23 protein-coding genes, 3 tRNA genes and 1 rRNA gene are annotated in these 23283 nt (G+C 47.2%); 26 read left to right on the top strand and 1 reads right to left on the bottom strand.

Going from position 1 to position 23283, the window contains the following annotated elements; genetic code table 11:
• The 17 genes from ACMP1L_RS04380 to ACMP1L_RS04460 form a co-directional block, all read left to right on the top strand.
• A 23S ribosomal RNA gene (locus ACMP1L_RS04380) occupies positions 1-128 on the top strand; the annotation flags it as partial.
• A gap of 390 nt (positions 129-518) precedes the next feature.
• Positions 519-956, top strand: a complete 438-nt coding sequence (locus tag ACMP1L_RS04385) for a MarR family winged helix-turn-helix transcriptional regulator (protein WP_418452116.1) — start codon at positions 519-521, stop codon at positions 954-956.
• Positions 953-2296, top strand: coding sequence for an MATE family efflux transporter (locus tag ACMP1L_RS04390; RefSeq protein ID WP_418452117.1), 1344 nt, complete (start codon positions 953-955; stop codon positions 2294-2296). Before ACMP1L_RS04385 ends, ACMP1L_RS04390 begins: the two co-directional genes overlap by 4 nt.
• A 212-nt stretch (positions 2297-2508) precedes the next feature.
• Positions 2509-4206: a DUF5722 domain-containing protein gene (locus ACMP1L_RS04395; RefSeq protein ID WP_475544514.1), complete on the top strand. Its 1698-nt coding sequence runs from the start codon at positions 2509-2511 to the stop codon at positions 4204-4206.
• 326 nt (positions 4207-4532) lie between these two features.
• Positions 4533-4605: transfer RNA gene (locus ACMP1L_RS04400), tRNA-Asn, on the top strand.
• 36 nt (positions 4606-4641) lie between these two features.
• Positions 4642-4713 (top strand) — tRNA-Glu (locus ACMP1L_RS04405).
• A gap of 33 nt (positions 4714-4746) precedes the next feature.
• Positions 4747-4817, top strand: a tRNA-Cys gene (locus ACMP1L_RS04410).
• Positions 4818-4954: 137 nt separating this feature from the next.
• Positions 4955-5638: a zinc ribbon domain-containing protein gene (locus tag ACMP1L_RS04415; RefSeq protein ID WP_418452120.1), complete on the top strand. Its 684-nt coding sequence runs from the start codon at positions 4955-4957 to the stop codon at positions 5636-5638.
• 153 nt (positions 5639-5791) lie between these two features.
• Positions 5792-6712: a DUF2156 domain-containing protein gene (locus tag ACMP1L_RS04420; protein ID WP_418452121.1), complete on the top strand. Its 921-nt coding sequence runs from the start codon at positions 5792-5794 to the stop codon at positions 6710-6712.
• Between the two features lie 169 nt (positions 6713-6881).
• Positions 6882-7943, top strand: a complete 1062-nt coding sequence (locus tag ACMP1L_RS04425; RefSeq protein WP_418452122.1) for a GNAT family N-acetyltransferase — start codon at positions 6882-6884, stop codon at positions 7941-7943.
• 95 nt (positions 7944-8038) lie between these two features.
• A complete protein-coding gene (locus ACMP1L_RS04430; protein WP_177304662.1) occupies positions 8039-8776 on the top strand; it encodes an NAD-dependent protein deacylase in 738 nt (245 codons plus the stop codon).
• A gap of 20 nt (positions 8777-8796) precedes the next feature.
• A complete protein-coding gene (locus ACMP1L_RS04435) occupies positions 8797-9810 on the top strand; it encodes an aldo/keto reductase (protein WP_177304663.1) in 1014 nt (337 codons plus the stop codon).
• Between the two features lie 53 nt (positions 9811-9863).
• Positions 9864-10073: a DUF951 domain-containing protein gene (locus tag ACMP1L_RS04440; RefSeq protein WP_118732037.1), complete on the top strand. Its 210-nt coding sequence runs from the start codon at positions 9864-9866 to the stop codon at positions 10071-10073.
• A 190-nt stretch (positions 10074-10263) separates the two neighbouring features.
• Positions 10264-10557 (top strand): 30S ribosomal protein S6, encoded by a 294-nt coding sequence (gene rpsF / locus ACMP1L_RS04445; protein WP_418452124.1) that lies wholly within the window; start codon positions 10264-10266, stop codon positions 10555-10557.
• A gap of 41 nt (positions 10558-10598) precedes the next feature.
• On the top strand, positions 10599-11063 hold the full coding sequence (locus ACMP1L_RS04450; protein ID WP_118534145.1) for a single-stranded DNA-binding protein: 465 nt from the start codon (positions 10599-10601) through the stop codon (positions 11061-11063).
• A gap of 51 nt (positions 11064-11114) precedes the next feature.
• Complete coding sequence (gene rpsR, locus ACMP1L_RS04455) at positions 11115-11381, top strand: 30S ribosomal protein S18 (protein WP_118534146.1); 267 nt, start codon at positions 11115-11117, stop codon at positions 11379-11381.
• Positions 11382-11551: 170 nt separating this feature from the next.
• Complete coding sequence (locus ACMP1L_RS04460; RefSeq protein WP_118732023.1) at positions 11552-11797, top strand: hypothetical protein; 246 nt, start codon at positions 11552-11554, stop codon at positions 11795-11797.
• Positions 11798-11870: 73 nt separating this feature from the next.
• On the opposite strand, the gene ACMP1L_RS04465 is transcribed toward ACMP1L_RS04460, so the two are convergent.
• Complete coding sequence (locus tag ACMP1L_RS04465; RefSeq protein WP_418452126.1) at positions 11871-13019, bottom strand: DUF4317 domain-containing protein; 1149 nt, start codon at positions 13017-13019, stop codon at positions 11871-11873.
• A gap of 232 nt (positions 13020-13251) precedes the next feature.
• Here ACMP1L_RS04465 and ACMP1L_RS04470 point away from each other — a divergent pair, with 232 nt between their 5' ends.
• The 9 genes from ACMP1L_RS04470 (at position 13252) to ACMP1L_RS04510 (ending at position 23256) form a co-directional block, all read left to right on the top strand.
• Entirely contained in the window at positions 13252-15294 is a 2043-nt protein-coding gene (locus ACMP1L_RS04470; RefSeq protein ID WP_418452128.1) for a DHH family phosphoesterase, read from the top strand.
• Entirely contained in the window at positions 15294-15740 is a 447-nt protein-coding gene (gene rplI / locus ACMP1L_RS04475; RefSeq protein WP_118732020.1) for a 50S ribosomal protein L9, read from the top strand. Before ACMP1L_RS04470 ends, rplI begins: the two co-directional genes overlap by 1 nt.
• Positions 15741-15746: 6 nt before the next feature.
• Positions 15747-17081: a replicative DNA helicase gene (gene dnaB, locus ACMP1L_RS04480; RefSeq protein ID WP_118732019.1), complete on the top strand. Its 1335-nt coding sequence runs from the start codon at positions 15747-15749 to the stop codon at positions 17079-17081.
• Positions 17082-17435: 354 nt separating this feature from the next.
• On the top strand, positions 17436-18518 hold the full coding sequence (locus tag ACMP1L_RS04485; protein WP_418452129.1) for a TRAP transporter substrate-binding protein: 1083 nt from the start codon (positions 17436-17438) through the stop codon (positions 18516-18518).
• Positions 18519-18591: 73 nt separating this feature from the next.
• A complete protein-coding gene (locus ACMP1L_RS04490) occupies positions 18592-19131 on the top strand; it encodes a TRAP transporter small permease (protein ID WP_118732018.1) in 540 nt (179 codons plus the stop codon).
• Complete coding sequence (locus ACMP1L_RS04495; protein ID WP_418452130.1) at positions 19128-20420, top strand: TRAP transporter large permease; 1293 nt, start codon at positions 19128-19130, stop codon at positions 20418-20420. The genes ACMP1L_RS04490 and ACMP1L_RS04495 overlap by 4 nt, the downstream gene beginning before the upstream one ends.
• A 30-nt stretch (positions 20421-20450) precedes the next feature.
• A complete protein-coding gene (locus ACMP1L_RS04500) occupies positions 20451-21620 on the top strand; it encodes a mandelate racemase/muconate lactonizing enzyme family protein (protein ID WP_118732016.1) in 1170 nt (389 codons plus the stop codon).
• 34 nt (positions 21621-21654) lie between these two features.
• Positions 21655-22341 carry a GntR family transcriptional regulator gene (locus tag ACMP1L_RS04505; protein ID WP_118732015.1) on the top strand — a complete coding sequence of 229 codons (687 nt, stop codon included), beginning with the start codon at positions 21655-21657 and terminating at the stop codon, positions 22339-22341.
• A gap of 138 nt (positions 22342-22479) precedes the next feature.
• Entirely contained in the window at positions 22480-23256 is a 777-nt protein-coding gene (locus ACMP1L_RS04510; RefSeq protein WP_418452131.1) for a helix-turn-helix domain-containing protein, read from the top strand.
• Positions 23257-23283: the final 27 nt, after the last annotated feature.

Consider the following 23283-nt stretch of genomic DNA (forward strand, 5'->3'; position numbering starts at 1 on the left):
CCCTCAAGATGAGATATCCCATACGCAAGTAGTAAGACCCCTTGAAGACGACGAGGTAGATAGGGCAGAGGTGGAAGCATGGTAACATGTGCAGCTGACTGTCACTAATAGGTCGAGGGCTTAACCAAGACGGTTTAGGTAAGAAAAACGGATGAAATTCAATATGTGGTTTTGAGGGTACATAGATGAGAGGCTGGAAGAGATTCCAGTCTTTTTTTGTTATGAAGAACAATCGGCGAAAATTCCTCAGTTTTGTTTCTTAGGCAGTCGGCGAAAAAGAAAGCAGTTTATGCGAAAAAACGAAGGAAAGTTTCAATATTTGAAGTATCGTTGACTTTTATTATTTCTTCTCTTAAGATACTTAGGAGCCGAACTATTACGAAGGCTATTACAACTATCAGAAGCGGAAACGCAACAATTGGTGAAGCAATAACGTATCGATGAAAAGAAACTACGGACAAACAAAAGTCTGCAAAGGCGGAGTCAGAAACAAAGGCAGAAAGGTGTGACATGGATTTATGGAAACAGGAAAAATGATCAACTGTATTTCGAACCGGCTTCGGAACCGCTCGCAGGAAGTACATACGCAGCTGGGCATCGGAAGTGCGCAGGGGAAAATCCTGAACTATGTTCTGGTTGAGTCAGAGGCGCATTCCGTATATCAAAAAGATCTGGAGCGGGAATTTGGTCTGCGACCATCTACGGTAACGGAAATGCTGAATGCATTGGAGCAGAAAAAATTGATCCAGCGGATATCGGATGAATGGGACGGACGATATAAAAAAATCGTATTTACCGAAAAAGCGAGAAGCATGAAAGACCGGATTCGGCAGGAGGTCGAGGAGACGGAGCATTTGTTATTACAGGGAATCACGGAACAGGAAAAGCAGGAATTTCTGCGTATTGCAGGAAAAATGCTTCAAAATCTGGAGGCAGAAAGGACGAAGGAAAAATGAATGCAAATGAGAATGCGAAAAATGAATTAATGGCCCGGATGAAGGTTTCTAAGGCAGTTGCGACAATGGCGATCCCAAGTGTGATCAGCAGCCTGGTTACGGTTGTTTATAATATGGCGGATACCTTTTTCGTTGGACAGACGGGAGATCCGCTTCAGGTTGCTGCAGTCAGTCTTACGAATCCCATCTTTATTTTATTTATGGCGTTTGCAAATATGTTTGGCATGGGCGGCAGTGCTGTGGCATCTATGGCACTTGGAGAGCAGAATCAGAAGCGTATGAAACAGGTTTCTGCGTTTATCACGTATGCGTCATTGGCCGTTGGGATTCTCTTCGCACTTGTGTTAGTGGGATTTATGCAGCCAATCCTGAGTATTTTTGGTGCCAATGAAGAAACTTATGCGCTGGCACGCGGATATGTTTTTCATATTTCTTATGGAGCACCGTTTATCATCTGGTCTGCAGCAGCCAGCTTTGTAGTGCGTTCTGAGGGGGCCAGCAAAGAGGCGATGATCGGCAGCATGATCGGTACCATTGCCAATATTGTTCTGGATCCGGTTCTGATCAGTGGATTTCATCTCGGTGCAGCTGGTGCAGCAGTTGCTACTACTTTGGGAAACATACTGGCGAGCCTGTATTATCTCTGGTATTTCGTGAAAAAAAGTAATAATTTTTCTATTGGGATCCGTAATTTCACATGTCGGTACGGTATTTTCAGCGGCATTTGTTCCTGCGGTCTCCCAACAGCTATTTTTTCAACTTTAATGAGCGTTTCCACAATTGTATTAAATCAGATTTTAGTCGCATATGGAAATGCACCGGTAGCGGCAATCGGAATCGTATTCAAGGCAAATATGTTTATCACATTTCTGCAGATGGGACTTGCAAACGGAGTGCAGCCCCTGCTTGGTTATAATTTTGGATCCGGCGATAAAAAACGTTTTCAGGACATTGCGGCATACACAAAAAAATGCTGTATCGTGATTGGAATTCTGGCGACACTTCTGTTCTTTGTATTCCGCAGACAGATCATCGGCTTGTTTATCCAGGATGAGGAAGTCATCATGTATGGTGTCAGAATGCTGATTGCATACATGCTTTCTGGGCCTGTCATCGGAATCCTGTTCATGAATATGAACTGTATGCAGTCTGTAGGAAAAGCGTTTTGGGCGACTATTTTATCGGTGCTTCGTCAGGGGGTACTTCTGATCCCGCTTTTATTTCTGCTAAATGCGCTTGGTGGTTTAACCGGCGTCATTTATGGGCAGGCACTGACGGACTATATTGCAGTCATTTTATCGGTTTTGATGTGGAGAAAATGCATTGTGCAGTTGCCGTAGAATCATAAATCATTACTTTCTTCCATAGAATTCTGCAAGAAAATCTTAAATCAATGTAAGGGAAAACCTACTTGAACCAAATGGATTCCGTGCTATGATAATGGAGTGAAAATGGCAAGTCGAAATATTTTGCTGTTTATGACATGGATTGACAGAGATTGGAGGCAGAAGATTTGAAAATAATATGGAAGTATTGTATCTCGTTATGCTGTATGGCGGCTGTATTTGCCGGGGCCGGCAGCGTAACAGCAATGGCAGAGACTGCGGATGCAGCTACGGTGGAAACTCAGGCAGAAAGTCAGGCGGCAAAGCCTGCACCGACAGAATTTGCCCATATAGCAAGCTGCGAAGTGACAGGTGGCAATCAGGTAAGCATCAAAGGTCAGATGGAAGGAAGCTGGTCGGATCCGGCATACTATGATAATTATCTGTATCTTTTTGAAATGAAACCGTATCAGAGGGATTTAAAAGGTCGAACGGATTACGCTGCATGGATCACAAAGGGAGATGAATTATCGTTTCAGCTTCCGCTGAATCATGGAACGCAGGAAGACAGACTGTATTCCAGTTTTGTTGTAGCTGTCTATGATGGAAGTGAATATACCATTGTCAGTAATGAGGCTTATGTGGCAAATCCAGAAAGTGTTGCAAAATACACAGATCCGTATAAGACTGCGCAGACAAAAAAAGGACTTCTGATCCAGACGACACCGGCTATGCTTTCGGATGCGTTTTCCCTTGGCGTAAACCATGTGATCGTCAATATTCCGTTCAACCACATTTTGGGCAGCGGAATTGATTATGAGTATGATGGGAAAACTTACCATTTTAATAAAGATGTGCTTGCCGTATACGATGACACCATTAAGAGAATGTCGGAAAAAGATATGACTGTTACTGCGGTTATCTTAAATGGCTGGAACGACAGCACGCCGCAGTTGTATTATCCGGGGGTTACAAAGCAGCCGGCTTCCGTTGCAAACTATTATGGTTTTCATGTTGCGACGGAGGAAGGATATGAGTCCCTGCGTGCGATTGCTGCATTTTTGGCAGACCGTTACGGAAGCAAATCTTCTCCATATGGGAGAGTGTCCAACTGGGTCATCGGCAATGAGATTAATAATCAGCTTTGGAACTATATGGGACCTATGAGTCTGGAAAGCTATATCAATGAATATCAGCGGGCATTCCGCGTGTTCTACACAGCAATCCGCAGTACCAGCCAGAGCAGCCGTGTCTTCTTCTCAACGGATTATAACTGGATGCACGAAGCGGATGGCTCGTTGACATATAATGCCAAAGATCTGCTGGATGCATTTAATAACCAGATGATCCCGGGCGGTTCCATGGACTGGGGATTAGCATATCATCCGTACTCGATTCCGTTAACGGAACCGGAATTCTGGAATGACCGCGAAACCGGACTGATCAAGGATGATGCGTCTTCACCGGTTGTAAATATGCTGAATTTAAGCGTTCTGACAGATTATCTGCAGCAGGCCCAGTTCCGTACCCGTTCTGGTGAAGTACGCCATGTGATCCTTTCTGAACAGGGCTTTACATCCACCAGTGCAACGCGTGGCACGACAGAAGATCTGCAGGCAGCAGCCATTGCTTATGCATATTATATTGCCGACAGCAATCCGTATATCGATGCATTTATCATGAGCCGTCAGGTTGATGCGCTTTCTGAGATGGCAGCATCCCAGGCGTTTGGTCTGTGGCATTGTGATACCAGCAAGACCAATGATATCGTAGCAACCATGCAGAAGCCCTCCTGGCTGGTATATAAAAATATCGACAACAAGGCATCCACCCTGGAGACCACAGAGAAATACAAAGCACTGATTGGAATTAGCAAGTGGAGTGATGTGGTTCCGAACTTCCGTTGGAAGAGTCTTGAAAAGTAGATTTTCATACGAGTGAGGATTTTGCTGTAAGCAAAAACAGAATGAATAAACGAACAGAATCGTGGCAAACTAAGAAAGCACCGGAGTTCATCCTGAATGGATAGAAACCTAGTGCTTTCTTATTTCGCAGGAAACCGTGCCTCAGTGCGGAAGTATGCCAAGGTATATTCTTTTTATACCAGGTAAATTAAAAAATGTGTCTTTTGAAGTGAAAATGAACGTGTTACTCAAGTAAATAAAAATTTTTAAAATTTTGAAACAAATTGCTTGACAAAAAAGCACCCATATCATATAATACCTGTGTTGCCTGTCAACGAGCAGCGTATTCCTCGATAGCTCAGTCGGTAGAGCACGCGGCTGTTAACCGCGCTGTCGTAGGTTCAAGTCCTACTCGGGGAGCTCACATATTTATATGTGTAAATAGAATATATGAGAGGCCCCATGGTCAAGCGGTTAAGACATCGCCCTTTCACGGCGGTAACACGAGTTCGAATCTCGTTGGGGTCATTTATCAGAGAAATCTGATAAGCAATTAAATATGGCGACATAGCCAAGTGGTAAGGCGTGGGTCTGCAACACCCTGATCACCAGTTCAAATCTGGTTGTCGCCTCTCTCTGAAAACCTCGGAAACCTAGAAAAATCAAGGCTTCCGGGGTTTTTGCTTATTCTAAAAAGTGTTTGCGTTTGTTTGCTGCTGAAAAAATGATCCGTAAGTTTCCAGAATAAAAAAGAAATGGGGCGGTGTTTATGAATGAAAATTCATTTAAGGTGGTCCTGATTGCGACAGCAGTTCTGCTCATGGGGCTATTGGTTGCACAGATACGGCGGAGGACACGCCGGTTCCTGAATTCAGCGGAAGTATGTTTGCTGCGGGAATTGGTTCGCAGTGCACAGGCTGGGGAGCTGCAGCAGGAGGATCAACCAAAATCTCTTAGCGGGATGACCAGTATTTATCTTCCACAGATTCTGCGGGATTTTCCGGAATTTAACTGGGAAGAACAGCAGGCAGCAGTGGAAGCAAAGGTACAGCTTTTTCTGGAGGCGCAGAATGTGGAGGCTGCAGGCGCGGTCCGGATTCACAGAACGGTGATCAGCCGGTATCAGAAGTATGGAGGTACAGCCAGTATCCTTTGCGAGACGGCAGCAGAGTACTGGCCACAGGCAGAAAACGGTCATGTGTGCGGAGGCGTGTATAGGAAACAGGAACCCCAGAAGATGACGCAGGTTCATAAAAAACAGACAGTTTGTACGGCGGAATTGCTTTATGTGTATGATCCCGGCCTGTCTGGGGCAGCTGCCTCTGTGATCTGCCCGAACTGCGGCGCCCCGGTGGAAAAGCTTGGTGCAAAGCAGTGCCGTTACTGCGGTTCTGTGTTGCATGTGTCCGGGATAATGGCCTGGACCGTGCAGAATGTTCGGGAACGGATTTGAGAAATATAAGGAAAGATGATGAAGACAGTAAAACAGAACCATGAAAAATTCGGTATATTGATTCCGGGAGCAGCTCACGCTATAATAAGAAAGTATGACAGAATCGGAAACGAGAAAAAGGCAGAAGCCTCTGTCTAAATGGAAGGAATTGAAATGACAGATTTGAAATTTAAACCAGTTGAAGCAGAAGATATGAAGTTGCTGGCGCCTTATTTTGGTCTGCGCCCTAATAAAACCTGTGACAGCGTACCACTGGACAGCTTCATCTGGCGAAAATATTATCATGTACAGTATGCCATTCATGAGAATAAGGCACTCTTATGGCTGATGAGGGAAGGTGGCATAATGCACAGTGCCATGCCGCTTTGCAAAGAGGAGGACCTGAAAAAATATTTTGATATGACCGTGGAATATTTTAATCAGGTGCTTCATATTCCCTTAAAAATCTATTTGGCAGATGAGGAGGCTGTGGAGTATCTTCATCTGAAAGAATCAGAAGATTTTGTAGTGACCGAGCAGGTGGATCTGAAGGATTATCTGTACGATGGCGAGGCAATGCGTAAGCTTTCGGGAAAGAAGCTTCACAAAAAGAAGAATCATCTGAATGCATTTTTAAAAGAGTATGAGGGCCGTTATGAGTTTCGTCGTCTCTGCTGTTCAGACCGGGATGATGTGTGGTGTTTTCTGGACCGCTGGAGAGCGGGCAAGGGCGATGAGGTAGAGCAACATCTGGATTATGAGGTGGAAGGAATCCATGAGATCTTAAGGCAGTGCCTGGAGCTGGATATCCGGATGTCCGGTGTCTATATTGATGGAAAGCTGGAAGCATTTACGATCGGAAGCTATAATCCAACGGAAAATATGGCGGTGATTCATATTGAGAAGGCAAATCCGGAAATTCGCGGATTGTATCAGTTTATTAATCAGCAGTTCCTGATACAGGAATTCCCGGAGGTGACACTGGTAAACCGGGAAGATGATCTTGGCCAGGAAGGACTGCGACATGCCAAGATGTCTTATAATCCCTGTGGCTTTGCAAGAAAATATCTGGTACAGCAAAAGAACTTTAAATAGGATGTGTGGTAACTATTCAGTAGGTCTGCGCATTTACTGCGCTGACCGTAAGAAAACATAGGATGGCAGGCAAAAATCCCATTGCCGCAGGCAATTTTCATGGATTTTTGCTCGTGACTGTGAAGGTACTGAACAGTTACGATGTGTGTTACAAAAAAGAGAGGCGGCTATGATAAGATATCTGGATAATCGGGAGAAAGGCCTGACGAAAGAATTGTGGCGGGAAGCATTTCCGGAGGATTCTGAAGATTTTCTGGATTACTATGACCATGAGAAAATGAAGGAGAATCAGGTTCTGGTCCGGGAGGAAGCAGATAAGATTCAGTCGATGCTTCATTTAAATCCATATCATCTGCAGGTTCGGAATGCAGAATGGGATATAGATTACATTGTTGCAGTGGCGACCAGAGCAGATATGCGCCATCGGGGCTATATGCGCAGCCTGCTGCTTCAGATGATGGAAGATATGCGGAAGAGACAGCTGCCGTTCTGTTTTCTGATGCCGGCGGCAGAAGCTATTTACACACCATTTCAGTTTGCCTTTGTTTATGACCAGCCAGTCTGGAAACTGAAAGAGCAGGTGAAACTGAAACGTGCTGTGATAGAAGGAACTGAGGCGTTAAGGCTTGCGGCAGACTGGATGCAGCACTGGATGGAGCAGCGTTACGAGCTGTTTGCGAGGCGGGATGAAGCTTATGTGAACAGTCTGCTTCAGGAAGTGAAGAGTGAAATGGGAAGTCTGGATTTTCTTTACGATCAGGATCTCCTTGTTGGAATACAGGGTGTCTGGGGACGAGAGAAAAAAGAACAGCGTCTCCTGTATGCAGAAAACGGATACACAGAACTTGAAATGAAAAAACCAGCTATTATGGCCCGGATCATAACGCCGGAGACATTTGTGCCGGTAATCAGGCTGCGGGAAGAGGCTCAGCCGGAACAGATGAAAATTTGTCTGGAATTAGATGACCCGCTGATTTTTAAGAATACCGGTAAATTTATCTGGACATTAGATCATGCAGGCTCTCAACTGGAAAGACTGACCAGCCGGATAGAAAACATGGAGGAAACCCTGGCTCAGACAGACTGGGAGAATGACCGTGTGCTGCATCTGCACATCGGGGAACTGGCACAGTGGTTGTTTGGTTACCGGGTTCCGGAGGCGGTAAAACGGTATGCAGGAGCGGAGCAGATTGATGTACTGAAGCAGATCTTTTTGGATGAGATTGTGTAACGTATGATAAACCAGCTGCACGAAAAAATGCTGTCTGGCAACGGTGTATGCAGACGTGGCAAAAAATAATGCGGCAGCGGGAAGGAGCGGAAGTGATGGATCAGATCATGAAAGAGCGTGTGGATCTGCTGGAACAGTGGATCCGTGAGAGTGATAATGTAGTATTTTTCGGTGGTGCGGGAGTTTCCACAGAAAGTGGAATTCCGGATTTTCGCAGTGTAGACGGTCTTTACAATCAACAGTATGATTATCCGCCGGAAACCATCATCAGCCATAGCTTTTACCGGAGAAATCCGGAAGAGTTTTACCGGTTTTATAAAAATAAGATGCTGTTTCCGGAAGCGAAACCCAATGCGGCACATCTGGCCTTAGCGAAGCTGGAGCAGCAGGGAAAGGTACGTGCGGTTATTACCCAGAACATTGATGGATTACATCAGGCAGCGGGAAGCCGGGAGGTGCTGGAACTGCATGGTTCTGTCCACAGAAATTACTGCACCCGCTGTGGAAAATTCTTTGATCTTTCCGCAATTTTGGGGATGGAGGGCGTGCCGCGCTGTGAGTGCGGCGGTATCATCAAGCCGGATGTAGTTCTTTATGAGGAAGGCCTGGATCAGACCACGCTGCAGAGGGCGGTTCACTACATACAGGAGGCAGATGTTCTGATCATCGGCGGAACGTCCCTGACCGTGTACCCGGCAGCAGGACTCATTGATTATTATAAGGGGAAAAAACTGGTGCTCATCAATAAGACCGCTACGCCAATGGATGGCCGGGCAGATCTGGTGATTAATGAACGGATTGGTGAAGTGTTCCGGCGCTTTTTGGATTCATAGAAAACGGGGAGGACAAATCGATGTATCAGGCAGAGGAATCACGTTATGACAAGATGAGCTATAAGCGCTGCGGAAACAGTGGGATTCTGCTTCCGCGAGTGTCGCTTGGCATGTGGCAGAATTTTGGAGCAGAAAAGCCGCTCCCTGAACAGAAGGAGATTATTTTCCGGGCCTTTGATCTGGGAATTACCCATTTCGATCTGGCAAACAACTATGGCGCACCAAATATTGGAATGGCAGAAGAAAATTTTGGAAAAATTTTTGCAGAAGATTTAAAGCAGTACCGGGAGCAGCTTCTGGTTTCGACCAAGGCCGGATATGATTTCTGGCCGGGCCCATATGGTAACTGGGGATCCAGAAAATATCTGATGTCCAGTCTGGATGCCAGCTTAAAACGCATGAAGCTGGATTATGTGGACATTTTCTATCACCATCGTCCGGATCCGGAAACTCCGTTGGAAGAGACCATGGGCGCATTGTCAGATATGGTGCGGCAGGGTAAGGCATTGTATGTAGGAATTTCCAATTATCAGGCAGAGGAAGCGGAACGGGCCATTCAGATTTTAAAAGCAAATGGAACGCCGTGTCTGATTCATCAGGCGAGATATAATATGTTTGAACGTTGGCCGGAACAGGGGCTGTTTGATGTTCTGACAGAAAACGGAACCGGCTGTATTGCCTACAGTCCGCTGGCGCAGGGCGCGCTGACAGACCGCTATCTGCATGGAATTCCGGCAGATTCCCGGGCGTCCAGACAGGGCACTACCGTAGGAAAACGGTATATGCATGAGGACCAGCTTGCCAAAGTGGCAAAGCTGAATGAGCTTGCGAAAGAGCGTGGTCAGAGTCTTGCACAGATGGCACTTGCCTGGGTGCTGCGCAGAGATGAGGTAGCCAGTGTCCTGATCGGAGCAAGCCGCGTCAGCCAGCTGGAGGATAATGTGGCGGCCCTGGAACATCTGGATTTTGATGAGGAAGAACTTACAACGATCGATACGATTCTTGGGAAAGATCCGGGACATATGATCCGGTAGGAAATTTATGGAAAGAATTGCAGGAAACAGCGAAAGAAAAATGGGAGCGATATATGGATCAGAAATGGAAATTTGAAGTGGGTGATGTGGTAAAGCTGAAAAAACCGCATCCCTGTGGAAGCCATGAATGGGAGATTCTGCGGGTGGGCGCAGATTTTCGCTTAAAATGCATGGGATGTGGCCATCAGGTCATGACTGAGCGGAAAATGGTAGAGAAGAATGCCCGTGGGCTCATCAAAGCGGTGGAGAGAGAAACTCGTTAACAGACAAAGCGTGCAGGCGTACCCGGAAAATCGCGAAAAAACTTGCGGAAACCACAAAAAAACTTACGGAATCTGCAAAAAAGTGCTTGCTTTTATATGGTAAGTCTGCTAAAATATTTATCCGTGACACATTAAAATCCTTGCTCTTGAAACTGAAGTCAAGGGCCAGAGACCACAAGGAGGTAAAGCAATGAACAAATACGAATTAGCAGTTGTTCTGAGCGCAAAACTCGAAGATGAAGAGAGAGCTGCAGCACTGGAGAAGGTACAGGGTTATATCACCCGCTTCGGTGGCACTGTAACAGGCGTTGATGATTGGGGCAAGAAGAGACTTGCTTACGAGATTCAGAAAGCAAAAGAGGCTTTCTACTACTTCATCAAGTTCGAGTCTGAGAACTCTGACTGCTCTAACGAAGTGGAAGCACACATCCGCATCATGGAGTCGGTTGTCAGATATCTTTGCGTAAAGCAGGACGAGCAGTAAGTAATAGATAACGACCAGCTTAAAAAAGGAAGAGTGATGGTATGAATAGAGTAATCCTTATGGGAAGATTGACCAGAGACCCGGAAGTTCGTTACACCCAGGGAGAGCGTTCCATGGCTGTTGCAAGATATACTCTTGCGGTGGACCGCAGAGGACGCCGTAACCAGGACGGAAACGAGCAGACTGCCGATTTTATTAACATCGTGGCATTTGACAGAGCAGGCGAGTTTGCAGAGAAATATTTCCGCCAGGGGATGCGCGTACTGGTGTCCGGACGTATCCAGACTGGCAGTTACACCAACAAAGAAGGTCAGCGTGTTTATACCACAGACATCATCGTAGATGATCAGGAGTTTGCAGACAGTAAAAACTCTGCAGGCGGAAATGGTGATAATGGCGGTTACGGCTATCAGCCGACCTCCAGACCGGCTCCGACCAGCGCAATTGGCGATGGCTTCATGAACATCCCGGATGGTGTGGAAGACGAAGGACTGCCGTTTAACTAAATCGGATTTAGCTGAGACGGCACGAATCATTTGAAGAAGGAGGCAGTACCAATGGCATTCAATAAGACTGATAAGGCAGATGGCGCTAAGGTAAGAAGAGGCGGCATGCGTAGAAGAAAAAAAGTTTGTGTATTCTGCGGTGATAAGAACGGCGTAATCGATTACAAGGATACCAACAAGCTGAAAAGATATGTATCTGAGAGAGGTAAAATTCTTCCGAGAAGAATTACCGGTAACTGTGCTAAGCACCAGAGAGCTCTGACCGTTGCTATTAAGAGAGCACGTCACATCGCTCTGATGCCGTACACCATGGAGTAATCCACAAGATACGGAATAAGAATTCAGAAGAGACTTTATGCAGGAAACTGTGTAAGGTCTTTTTTTATCGTACATTTCTCCTGGAATTTGGATGGAACCGTTGAATCTGTCATGTGCCGGTGTTACAATGAAAACGACTGATAAAACAGACAAAAAGGAAGTGCATATGTATGGAAGTACTGATGGGAATATTTGTAAAAGCATGTGTGGCAGTAGCTGTTGGAGTGATCTGCCTGGCTGGTCTGATCCTTTATTCAAAAAAGAAAGATCGGGAAGATGCACAGAACGCAGGAGCCGGCGGATCTCATGACACAAACTCAGCAGAAAGCCAGAATGCGGCAGCTTCACATATGACATGCAGCGGCGATTGCAGTAAATGTTACAGCCATTGCAGCTCAGAAAAAAAGAATTTGTAACAGAATACGCCAAAAGCGCGGCCATATGCCAGTGCTTTTGGCGTATTCTGTGTTATGGCTTGAACGGAATGTTTTATTCTTCCTTTGTTTTGGCGGCCGTACCGGACGTCACGGCAATTCCGTTCACTTCTACACCGCCGTCAATGGCAATGACCAGACACTGGCGGCCATCGATTTCTCTGGTTTCGATTAAGTCAGTGCGGTCCGGATTAACCTTGATGATGACATCCGGGGTCTTGACCTCGAAGGCGCGGGTGTTTGCAATGTTGTTTGCGTAGATGGAAGCCTTTTCGCCTGCAGTTTCATCGAAGCTCTGATCAAAAGCAGCAAGCTGTTCTTCCTCAATCCCACTGTTTTCCAGAAGATTGCGGACCTGATATTTGTCCAGGATGAGTGGTTCCGGTTCATCCTTATGTTCCTCGATCAGTTCGCTTAAATTTTCATGGATGGTTTTTACTGTTTCGTAGTCGCAGGCGTCACCGAGGGTTTCTTCGATGATGGTCTGGAAGGATTCCTTCTGATAACCAGCCGGAAGCGGAAGCGGGCAGCCGAGCATCTGCTCAATAAAGGCATCGTGCAGGTCATCGCTGTCCTTGGAATAGTACAGAGTGCTGTGCAGGTCGGTGGAGCGGTCATTGAAGGCCGGGAAAAGGAAACCGAGCTGCGGCATCTGGACTACCCAGTCGCGGATGCGGTTCTGGAAGCTGCCCTCCAGTTCATTGTAGCTCAGGCCCGGCTTGGACAGATCTACCGGGCAGATAGAGCAGAGAATGTAGCTGTAAACCTCATCAGAGGCATCCTCCATCTCAATGCCGTCGGAAGTCTTTCCCGGGATATCATAGGCATCGTGAATCAGCAGGATCAGATAGTTGCCCACATAATCGTAATTCTCAATGATGCGGTCATAGAACGCGTCTAAAAGTGTGTCATCCTGCAGGCGGCTGTTGCGCAGCTTTAACAGAAACTCATGAGGGCCACCCTCACCCTCAGCTGCCAGCGGAAATTCCAGGTTAATGAGGTTTTTCCCCAGTGTACCGGACAAATTTTTTCGGAGCAGTTCAAAATACTTGAACATATCCTCTTCCGGGAGGGATAAAAAGGCCTCTTTAAAATCTGCTTTTTTATTCTTTTCGCCGTCCACATAGCAGCCGCAGATGCGGGAGATGGAGCAGTTGGCCGGGGTAAACTGGCGTTTGATCTCAGCAATTTCTTTTTTTATCATAAGGCAGATCTCCTTTGTATACATGGTAAATCGTGAATCTGGACTCTTATTTTATCACAGAAACGGATTTAGATAAAGGGGAAGTCAGAGCATCGGTAAAATCTGTCTGCTGTTTGCAGAACATGCGAACAGTAGACGAAATAGGGCAGCTATGGTATAATTCAAAGATAGGCGGCAGCTAAAAGCTGGCCGACAGCGGCAGATCCGTTCGGATCTGATAAGGAGAAAACGTATGAAAGAGAACATAAAAGTCCATGGGCAGCTAAAAGGGTATTTGAGCTGGCCCCTGCTTCTTTCCGTGTTTATGGTCTGCGCCAACATCGCGGCCGGGTGTGTCAGCCGCATTGGCGGTCTGGTCATGATCCCTTTCACGATCAGTTATCTGGGCGTTGCCATGTGGATCTTTTTTTACAGCAAAAAAAGAATCCTGGGCGGTCTGGTAGACTTTTCTGCGGAATATGCATGGATTCAGAAGCAGCTGCTTACAGGACTGGCCCTGCCTTACGCACTGGCAGATGAAGACGGCAGGATTGTCTGGGCCAACGATGAATTTCAGGCGATCACCGCCCTGGAAAAAGGAAACTGGAAGAGTTTGCTTACCATGTTCCCGGAAGTCACAAAAGATGATCTGGCAACCGATGAGGATCCGATCAAGGTGCATACCGTGTTTGGAGAGCGTCGGTTCCGTATGGAGCTTCAGCCAATCTATGTGAGCAGCTCGGAACAGGAGGAAATTCAGGCGGTCATCAGCCGCCAGAAGCTTCTGGCTGTGTATTTGTTTGATGAAACCGAGATTCTGCGGTGTCGTCAGCAGATCACAGATGAAAAGATGGTAGCCGGTATCATCTATCTGGATAACTATGATGAGGCACTTGAGAGCGTGGAAGAGGTGCGCCGTTCTCTGCTGACTGCTTTGATCGATCGTAAGATCAATAAATATATCGGTGCGGTAGATGGTATCTTAAAAAGCATCGAGAAGGACAAGTATTTCTTCGCTGTGAAACAGAAATATATGGAGCAGATGCAGGAGGAACGATTTTCTATCCTGGAAGATGTTAAGACGGTTAACATTGGCAATGAGATGGCGGTTACCTTAAGTATTGGTATCGGCATGAATGGGGACAGCTATGCGCAGAATTATGATTCTGCCCGTGTAGCCATTGATATGGCACTTGGACGGGGCGGAGACCAGGCAGTTGTGAAGGACGGGAGCCGCATTCAGTATTACGGCGGAAAGTCCCAGCAGCAGGAGAAATCTACCCGTGTTAAGGCCCGTGTCAAGGCTCATGCCATGCGGGAACTTATGGAGACCAAGGATCGCATCCTGATCATGGGACACAAGTTAAGTGACAGTGATGCATTTGGTTCAGCCATCGGTATTTACCGTATCGCGACTGCGCTGAATAAGAAGGCGCATGTGATTATTAACGAAGTCACCACATCAGTCCAGCCGATGATGAATCGCTTCCTGGACAATCCGGATTATCCGGAGGATCTGTTTCTGACCGGCGCCCAGGCGGCAGAGCTGGTGGATGCCAGTACCATGCTGGTAGTTGTGGATGTAAACCGGCCCAGTATCACCGATGCGCCAGAGCTTTTGAAGCTGGTGAAGACCATTGTCGTGATGGATCATCACCGTCAGAGCAGCGAGGTGATCAGCAATGCAGTGCTTTCCTATGTAGAGCCGTATGCGTCTTCAGCCTGTGAGATGGTAGCGGAGGTGTTGCAGTATATCGCAGACGGTATTAAGATCAAGGCAGCAGAGGCAGATGCCATGTATGCCGGCATCGTGATCGATACCAACAACTTCACCAATCAGACAGGTGTGCGTACCTTTGAGGCTGCAGCATTTTTGCGTCGGAACGGAGCGGATGTAACCCGCGTACGCAAGCTGTTCCGGGATGATATGCAGGATTATAAGGCAAGGGCAGCAGCTATCTCCTCTGCGGAGATCTACAGGGAGGCATTTTCTATCGGGGTATGTCCGTCGGAAGGACTTCCGAGCCCGACCATTGTCTGTGCCCAGGCGGCCAACGAGCTGCTTGAGATTAAGGGTATCAAGGCTTCCGTGGTCATGACAGAGTATCATGGCCTGATCTATTTAAGTGCCCGCTCCATAGATGAAGTCAATGTACAGGTTATGATGGAGAAGCTAGGCGGCGGCGGACATCGTACCATTGCCGGAGCACAGCTTTCCGGTATCAGTATGGAGGAAGCCAAAGACCGTGTGAAAGCGGTTATTGATGAGATGTTACAGAAGGGAGATATATCATAATGGAAATTGTATTATTAGAGGATGTTAAGGCTTTAGGAAAGAAAGGCCAGATTGTAAAAGTCAATGACGGATATGCAAGAAACTTTATCCTGCCGAAAAAGCTGGGTGTTGAGGCAACTTCCAAGAATTTAAACGACTTAAAGCTCCAGAAGGCAAACGCTGAAAAGGTAGCAGCAGAGCAGCTGGCAGCAGCAAAGGAGCTGGCAGAGAAGATTGAGAAGCTTACCGTAACCCTGAAGATGAAAGCCGGAGAGGGCGGCAAGGCATTTGGTTCTGTATCCAGCAAGGAGATTGCAGCAGCGGCAGCAGATCAGCTAAAACTGGACATCGACAAAAAGAAACTGGTTCTTCCGGAGCCGATCAAGACTTTCGGAAACCATGAGGTTCCGGTAAAACTCCACAAAGATGTGACTGCAAAATTAACGGTCAAAGTAACGGAGGCGTAAGGTTTTATGGATGAGGCATTGATGAAGCGTGTGCTTCCACACAGTGTGGAAGCAGAGCAGTCGGTAATCGGCTCTATGTTGATGGACAAGGATGCCATCATTGCCGCATCGGAAATCATCACAGCTGCAGATTTTTACCAGCAGCAGTATGGCGTCATGTTTGAGTGTATGGTGGAGCTGTTTAATGAGGGTGCCCCGGTAGATCTGATCACTTTGCAGAACCGCCTGAAGGAGAAGGATGTTCCGCCGGAGGTCAGCAGTCTGGAGTTTGTGCGGGACATTATTACCACGGTTCCGACCTCAGCCAATGTTCGTTCCTATGCGAATATTGTGTACGAGAAATCAGTGCTGCGAAAGCTCATCAAGGTCAATGAGGAGATTGCTAACACCTGTTACGCCGGTAAGGAGCCGCTGGAACAGATTCTGGCAGGAACCGAAAAGACGATTTTCGACCTTCTCCAGAACCGAAATTCCGGTGATTTTGTGCCGATCCGCCAGGTGGCATTGAATGTTCTGGAAAAGATTGAGACGGCTTCCAAGAGCCAGGGAACGGTAACAGGTATCCCGACTGGCTTTATTGATTTGGATTACAAGACATCCGGCATGCAGCCTTCGGATCTGGTATTGATTGCGGCGCGTCCATCTATGGGTAAGACAGCGTTTGTCTTAAATCTGGTAGATCATGTGGCAGTCCGAAAGGGACTTCCATGCATGATCTTTAGCCTGGAGATGTCCAAGGAGCAGTTAGTTAACCGTATGCTGGCCATGGAGTCCAATGTAGATGCACAAAAGCTGCGTAACGGTAACCTGACAGATTCTGACTGGGATGCGGTCGTGGAAGGTATCGGCGTCATCGGTAATTCCAAGATGATCATTGATGACACACCGGGTATTTCCATTACTGAATTGCGTTCCAAGTGCCGGAAGATGAAACTGGAATACGGCCTGAGCATGGTCATCATTGACTATCTGCAGCTGATGACAGGAAGCGGCGGCAAGAGCAGCGAAAGCCGTCAGCAGGAAATTTCCGAGATTTCCCGATCCTTAAAAGCACTGGCACGAGAAATCAATGCGCCGGTTATTGCTCTGTCGCAGTTAAGCCGTGCCTGCGAGACGCGAACCGACCATCGGCCGATGCTTTCGGATCTGCGTGAGTCCGGAGCAATTGAGCAGGATGCCGATGTGGTCATGTTCCTGTACCGCGACGATTACTACAACAAAGATACTGATACTCCGAATATCGCGGAGGTAATCATAGCCAAACAGCGTAACGGTCCGATTGGAACCGTGAACCTGCTGTGGCAGCCGGAATTTACCAAGTTTGTGAACCTGGCAAAGTAAAACTAGATCTAAAATTTCGAAAGACGGGCAGAAATGCAGAGCGCGCAGAAATGCGAGCTCGGTGTTTCTGCCTGTCTTTCTGCATTTTTATTGGGAAAAAGAGATGAATATTTTGATGGAGTAGTAATATTTGCGAAAATTTAAATAATCGGGTCTAATTATAAAGCGCATAAAATGTCTGCGAAATGTAAAAATTAGACCTAAAATTGTTAAAAATGCATAAAATGTGGGGTGGTATTTTAAAGAAAATGAACATGGACAACGGATGCAAGAGTGTATATAATAAACCCAGATAGCAAATTAGATCTAATTTAAAACGCGAACAATATTTTACAAATTAAAAGGAGAGGAATTATGAAGTTAAGAAAGGTAATGGCAAGCGTATGCTGTATGGGTTTAGTAGCAGGATTGGCAGGCTGCGGCGGAAGCAAGGAGGCACCGGCAACCACAGCAGCAGCGGCTGCAGAGGCTGATCAGAAAGAAGAGAGCAAGGATGACGCAAAAGCGGCTGCTCCGGCTGAAGACGAGAAAAAGTTCCAGATCGACCTGGCAACCGCATATGCAGCAGATGGCCCAGCTGGTATCGCACTGGACAAGTTCGTACAAGATGTAGCTGACAAGTCCGGCGGTTCCATTGAAATCAGCCTGTTCACAGACGGAACTCTGGGAAGCGCATCTGACAACTATTCTTCCGTAGCGAGTGGTGACCTGGATATGACCATGTCCGGTCTGGAAGGCCTTGATCTGTACGCACCAGAGTACACCTTCCTGGACGCGCCGTTCCTTCTTAAGAACCCTGAGCATCAGAAAGCCCTGTTAAACAGCGGTATCGGTGATAAATTAAAAGAGCGCTACGAGGAAAATGGCTTTGTAACCCTTGGCTGGCATCAGAGAGATATCCGTGAACTGGCATCCAACAAGGAGGTTAAGGAGCCAGCTGATGTAAATGGCCTGAAACTTCGTCTCCCGGGCATGACCGTATATGTAGATACCTGGAGCGCACTGGGCGTAAGTTCCACTACCGTAGCAATGAGTGAGCTGTACACTGCACTGCAGACCAAGGTTGCAGAGGCTTGCGAGGGTGGTTACGAGCAGATGGATACTTTAAAACTTTATGAGGTTCAGAAGAACATTGCCGAGACCGATCATGTATATGAGTTCGTAGGACTTTATATCAACAAAGATCTCTATGATTCCATGAGCGACAATCAGAAAGAAATCTTAAGCAGCTGCGCAGAAGAAGATCTGGCATATGCCGATCAGCTGGCAGAGGAGAATCGTGAACAGTACAAGAAAGATTGCCTTGACGGTGGCATGACCCTGGTGGATGTAGACCGTGATGCTTTCCGCGATGCTCTGACCGATTACTACAAAACACAGTTTGAGTCCAAGTGGACTGTAACTACTTACGATGAGGTAATGAGCTACGCAGAATAAGGCTTATGGCAGGGGCGCTGAGCTGGAAAGGTTTAGCGCCCTTTCTATATAAAGAAATAGGAGGCATGAATTAATGAAACAGATTGCTCGCTGGTATTTGAAAATAGTAGAAGCGATATGTGTATGTTTGTTACTGGTAATTCTGGGATGTATGTGTATTCAGATTGTATGCAGACTGTTTACCATCGGTCAGAACTTTACAGAGGAGCTTTCCAGACTGGCTTTCAGCCTGCTGATCTTTCTCGGAGCGCCGCTGGCTCTGACAGAGGGTGCTGATATTTCCGTTGATATGGTAGTCAACATTTTACCAAAGGGAATTCGTAGAGTCGTTGATACCCTGGTAAATCTTCTGATTGCAGTATTTGCATGTCTGTGCATGCGCAGCCTGGTTACCTTCATCGGAAGCAACAAGGGCGTAACTGCGGTTTCTATGACTTGGATTAAGATGAACTGGCTGTATTATGCATTCTTTGTTTCTTTTGCGTTCCTGGCTGTAGTTGCAGTTGTGAAGGCAGTTATGTCAGCCCTTGGAAAGAATGAGTGCTTTGATATCAATGCGGAAGAAAAAGAACAGGCAAGAAAAGAAGAGTCGGAGGTGGATCTGGGAATATGAAAACCATGATTGTTGTTATTCTTATTTGTATGCTGCTGCTGTTCCTGCTGAAAGTTCCGGTATACATCAGCATGGCGTTGACTGGATGTGCGCTGATGATGGCAACCTCAGGAATGAAATGGAGTATTCTGACACAGTATCTGTACACTGGAACAAACTCCTTCACACTGCTTGCAATCCCGCTGTTCCTTTTAGCCGCAAAGCTGATGAACACCGGTGGTATTACCAAAAAGCTGTTTGCGTTCTGTATGAAAGTAGTAGGCTGGCTGCCTGGCGGTCTTGGCCATGTAAATATTTTATCCAGCGTGATTTTTGCTGGTATGTCCGGCACCGCAGTATCCGATGCCGGCGGTCTTGGAGCCATTGAGATCAAGGCCATGAATGAAAATGGATTTGATAACGATTTCTCCTGCTGTGTAACCGCAGCTTCCTCCACCATGGGACCAATCATCCCGCCGAGCATTCCGCTGGTTGTATACGCAACCGTTTCCGGCGCGTCCGTAGGAGCCCTGTTTATGGCAGGTATTGTTCCTGGAATCGTTATGGCACTGTTAATGATGGTTGTCGTAACCATTTACGCAATCAAGCGTCATTATCCGAGAACCAAATTCCCGACCTTCCATGAGTTTGGTCATGCATTAAAAGAGGGGTTTTTACCGCTTATGGCGCCGATCATCCTTCTGGTTGGTATTTACGGCGGTGTATTCACTCCTACTGAGAGTGCTGCAATCGTCGTATTATACAGCCTATTTCTGGATGTGGTTGTATACCGTGAGTTGAGCTTAAAGAAATTTATCGCTATTTTAAAGGAGACCGTAAGAGATTCCCTGACCATCGCTCTGATCATTGCAGGCGCAACCTTCTTCGGTTATGTAGCTACCCGTGCCAAAATCCCACAGATGATCCTGACTTCCATGACCAGTGTGGTATCCAGCAAGGTAACGCTGCTCCTGATTATCAATGTATTTCTGCTGATCGTAGGCTGCTTTCTGGAGACTGCATCTGCAATCACCATCGTAGTGCCGTTGATCCTTCCGCTGCTGACAGCCTATAATATCAACTTGACTCAGTTCGGTATCATTATGGTTCTGAATTTAATGATTGGTCTGCTGACACCGCCGTTTGGTCTGGTTCTGTTTGTAATCAGTAAGATAGGCCACATTTCCATTGGCCGCTTCTCCAGGGCACTGATTCCGTGGCTGGGCGCGCTGCTTGCTGCACTGCTTCTGGTAACTTTTATCCCACAGCTGAGCCTGTGGTTCCCGACTATGCTGGGAATGAGCGTTTAATTATAAGAAGAAAGATGAGGAAACGATGATATGAAGATTACAGCAATTCGGGGAATTATGTTGCGCTGTACCTGTTCGCCCATCAGCGATGCGTTGTCTACCTCGACTGCCAGACAGGCACTTCTGGTAAAAATCGAAACCGATGCTGGACTGTACGGAATCGGTGAGGCATTTACCTATGGCGCTCCGCTTAAGATTATGAAATATCTGGTGGAAGAGCAGCTGGGACCGATGCTGATCGGCCAGGATCCGACAGAGATTGAAAAGCACTGGAATACCATGTACTGGCGCACCATTGCTCATGGCCGCAGAAGTATGACTATGGGAGCCATGAGCGGCATCGATATCGCACTGTGGGACCTGCTTGGAAAAGCAGCCCATATGCCGGTATGCAAGCTGCTGGGCCAGCATCTTGACCGGGTACCGTCCTATGCCAGCGGCGGTTTCTATGCTCCGGGAAAAGACCTGCATAAGCTGGAGGAAGAACTGGAGCACTACAAAGACCAGGGCTACCGTGACATGAAGATCAAGATTGGCCGGACGCTGGAGCGCTCCAACGCACCCCTTACCTATATGGCAAATCAGGCTTGCGCAGTCAGTGTTGAGGAAGATTATAAGCGGATTGAGGTTGCAAAACAGATCGTTGGTTCCGGAAAACTTCTGGTAGATACCAATGCCTCCTGGGATGCGCAGACCGCGTTATCATTCGCACCGGAGCTGGCACGCCTCGGCGTGGCATGGCTGGAGGAGCCGATTCCATTTGAGGATATCGAAGGAATGAAGAAACTGAATGCTGCAGTTCCGCAGCTTCATGTCATTGGCTGCGAGACCCAACAGGGCGTGAAGAACTTCCAGCACATGGCGCAGGAAGATGCGATCAGCATTGTACAGCCGGATGTCGGCTGGGCTGGCGGCATCACCGAGTGCCGAAAGATCGGCGCTATGGCGCAGGCGATGAGCAAACCGATTTCCCTGCACTGCTTTGGTTCTGCTGTACTGTTTGCGGCAAGCCTACATCTGGCAGCTGCGCTTCCGAATACGGAGATGATGGAGTCTGAGGAGAATCCGAACCCGTTAAAGACAGACATCATGAAGGGCAGCTTTGAGACAGACAGCCAGATGAGCTTTTTCGTACCGGAGGGAGACGGTCTGGGCGTTGATTTAGACTGGTCGAAAATGGAAAAATATGTTATAAAGTAATTAAAGATACGAAAAGCAACTGGAGAGTGGAGAGATGGGAGAGATACGCACACGAACGGAATTGTTAGCCGATGAGATCGCGCAGAAAATACGGCAGAAAATACAGAAACAGGAATACGCTCAGGGTGATCGCCTGACTGTGCGCTGGCTATGCGAAGAATTTGGTGCCAGTGAGACGCCGGTGAAACAGGCATTAAACCAGCTTGTGTCAACGGGACTTGTGGTTTCCATTCCGAAATGCGGCATGCGTGTGCGCACTTTTACTTTTCAGGATATGAAGAATAACTGGGAAGCCCGGCTGATGATTGAACAGTTTTGCGCTGCTGCGGCTGTAGATACCGTACGGCGCGATGAGCAGTTCATCAGTAATGTGCGGAAACTTCTGCAGGTAACCAACGAGGCTTATGAGAAATGTATTCAGGACTACACAAAGGAAAATTTCAGCCATCTGTCCGAATACGACCGGCGGCTTCATACGGAAATCATCAAATGCTGCCAGAATGACCAGATCGTGAACATGTATGAAAGCCTGAATGTTTATGCAGGTATGTTCACTGGTTTTACATGTCATAATAAAGAAACATTACGAGGTGTTCAGTGGGAGCATACGAACATCGTAAACCAGCTGGAACTTTGCGATACGGAAGGTTTAAAAAAGGCACTGGAGCAGCACGTGTATTCCACAATCCAGATCTACCGGCAGGCAGAGAATGAACAATAGAAGAATTGGAGCATTACAAGAGATGAGTCCTCGGATTCATCTCTTTTTCTTTTCCCCCTTAAGCATAATTCTGAGGACTGGTTCATAGTATTAAATAAGCTGTATGAAATTATGGAAAGACCTTAAGGAGAGAAAAGGATGGCTGAGAGACGTTACTCCATATCCCAGGCCGGCAGGCTGGTGGGCGTGGAGAATCATGTGCTCCGTTACTGGGAGGACGAGCTGCATCTGGAGATACCGCGGGACAGAAAAAATCAACGGTATTATACAAAGCTGCATATTGAGATGTTCCAAAAGATTAATGAGCTAAAGGAAAAAGGGTATCAGCTGAAGGCAATTGAACCGGTGTTAAAGAGGATGCTGGCTGGAGAGCAGGAATTGGATCTCAATGAGGTCCTGAGGCAGAATGCTGCAGAAATCTTGAGACAGACATCGACCGGTGCAGCGCAGCTGGAACCGGAAACTGTGTATCGTTATGCGGCGGAAACCGGCCAGGATATGGCAGCGCCAGATAGTATGAATGAGGAGAGTGTGGAGAGCAATATGGATGGGGAAGCAAAGACAGAGGTAGCAGCCAGAATGGAAGAAGAGCCTGCGGTAATGTCACATCAGGACAAGCTGGATCAGTTTCAGCAGCTCATGAACCACATCATTGGCAATGCCATTGGACAGGCTATGAGGCAGAACAATGAAGCTCTGAGTGAGGAAATCAGCCGTCAGGTCAACGATCGTATGGTGCAGGAGCTGGAGTACATGATGCGGATCAGTGACGAGAAGGAGGAAGAGCGGTTCAAAGCGCTGGATGAGCTGCTGCGGGCCCATCAGAAGGAAAATAAGGGAAAGGCAGAGGCGGCAGCGGCAAGAATGCCGTTTTTCCGGAAAAAGAGATTCGGACGGAGTGGGAAGAAGTTATAATAAAAAGCGTGTGGAGACGATTGTCCG

The sequence above is a fragment of the Ventrimonas sp. genome, from assembly GCF_048380235.1.
Taxonomy (GTDB): Bacteria; Bacillota; Clostridia; order Lachnospirales; family Lachnospiraceae; genus Brotaphodocola.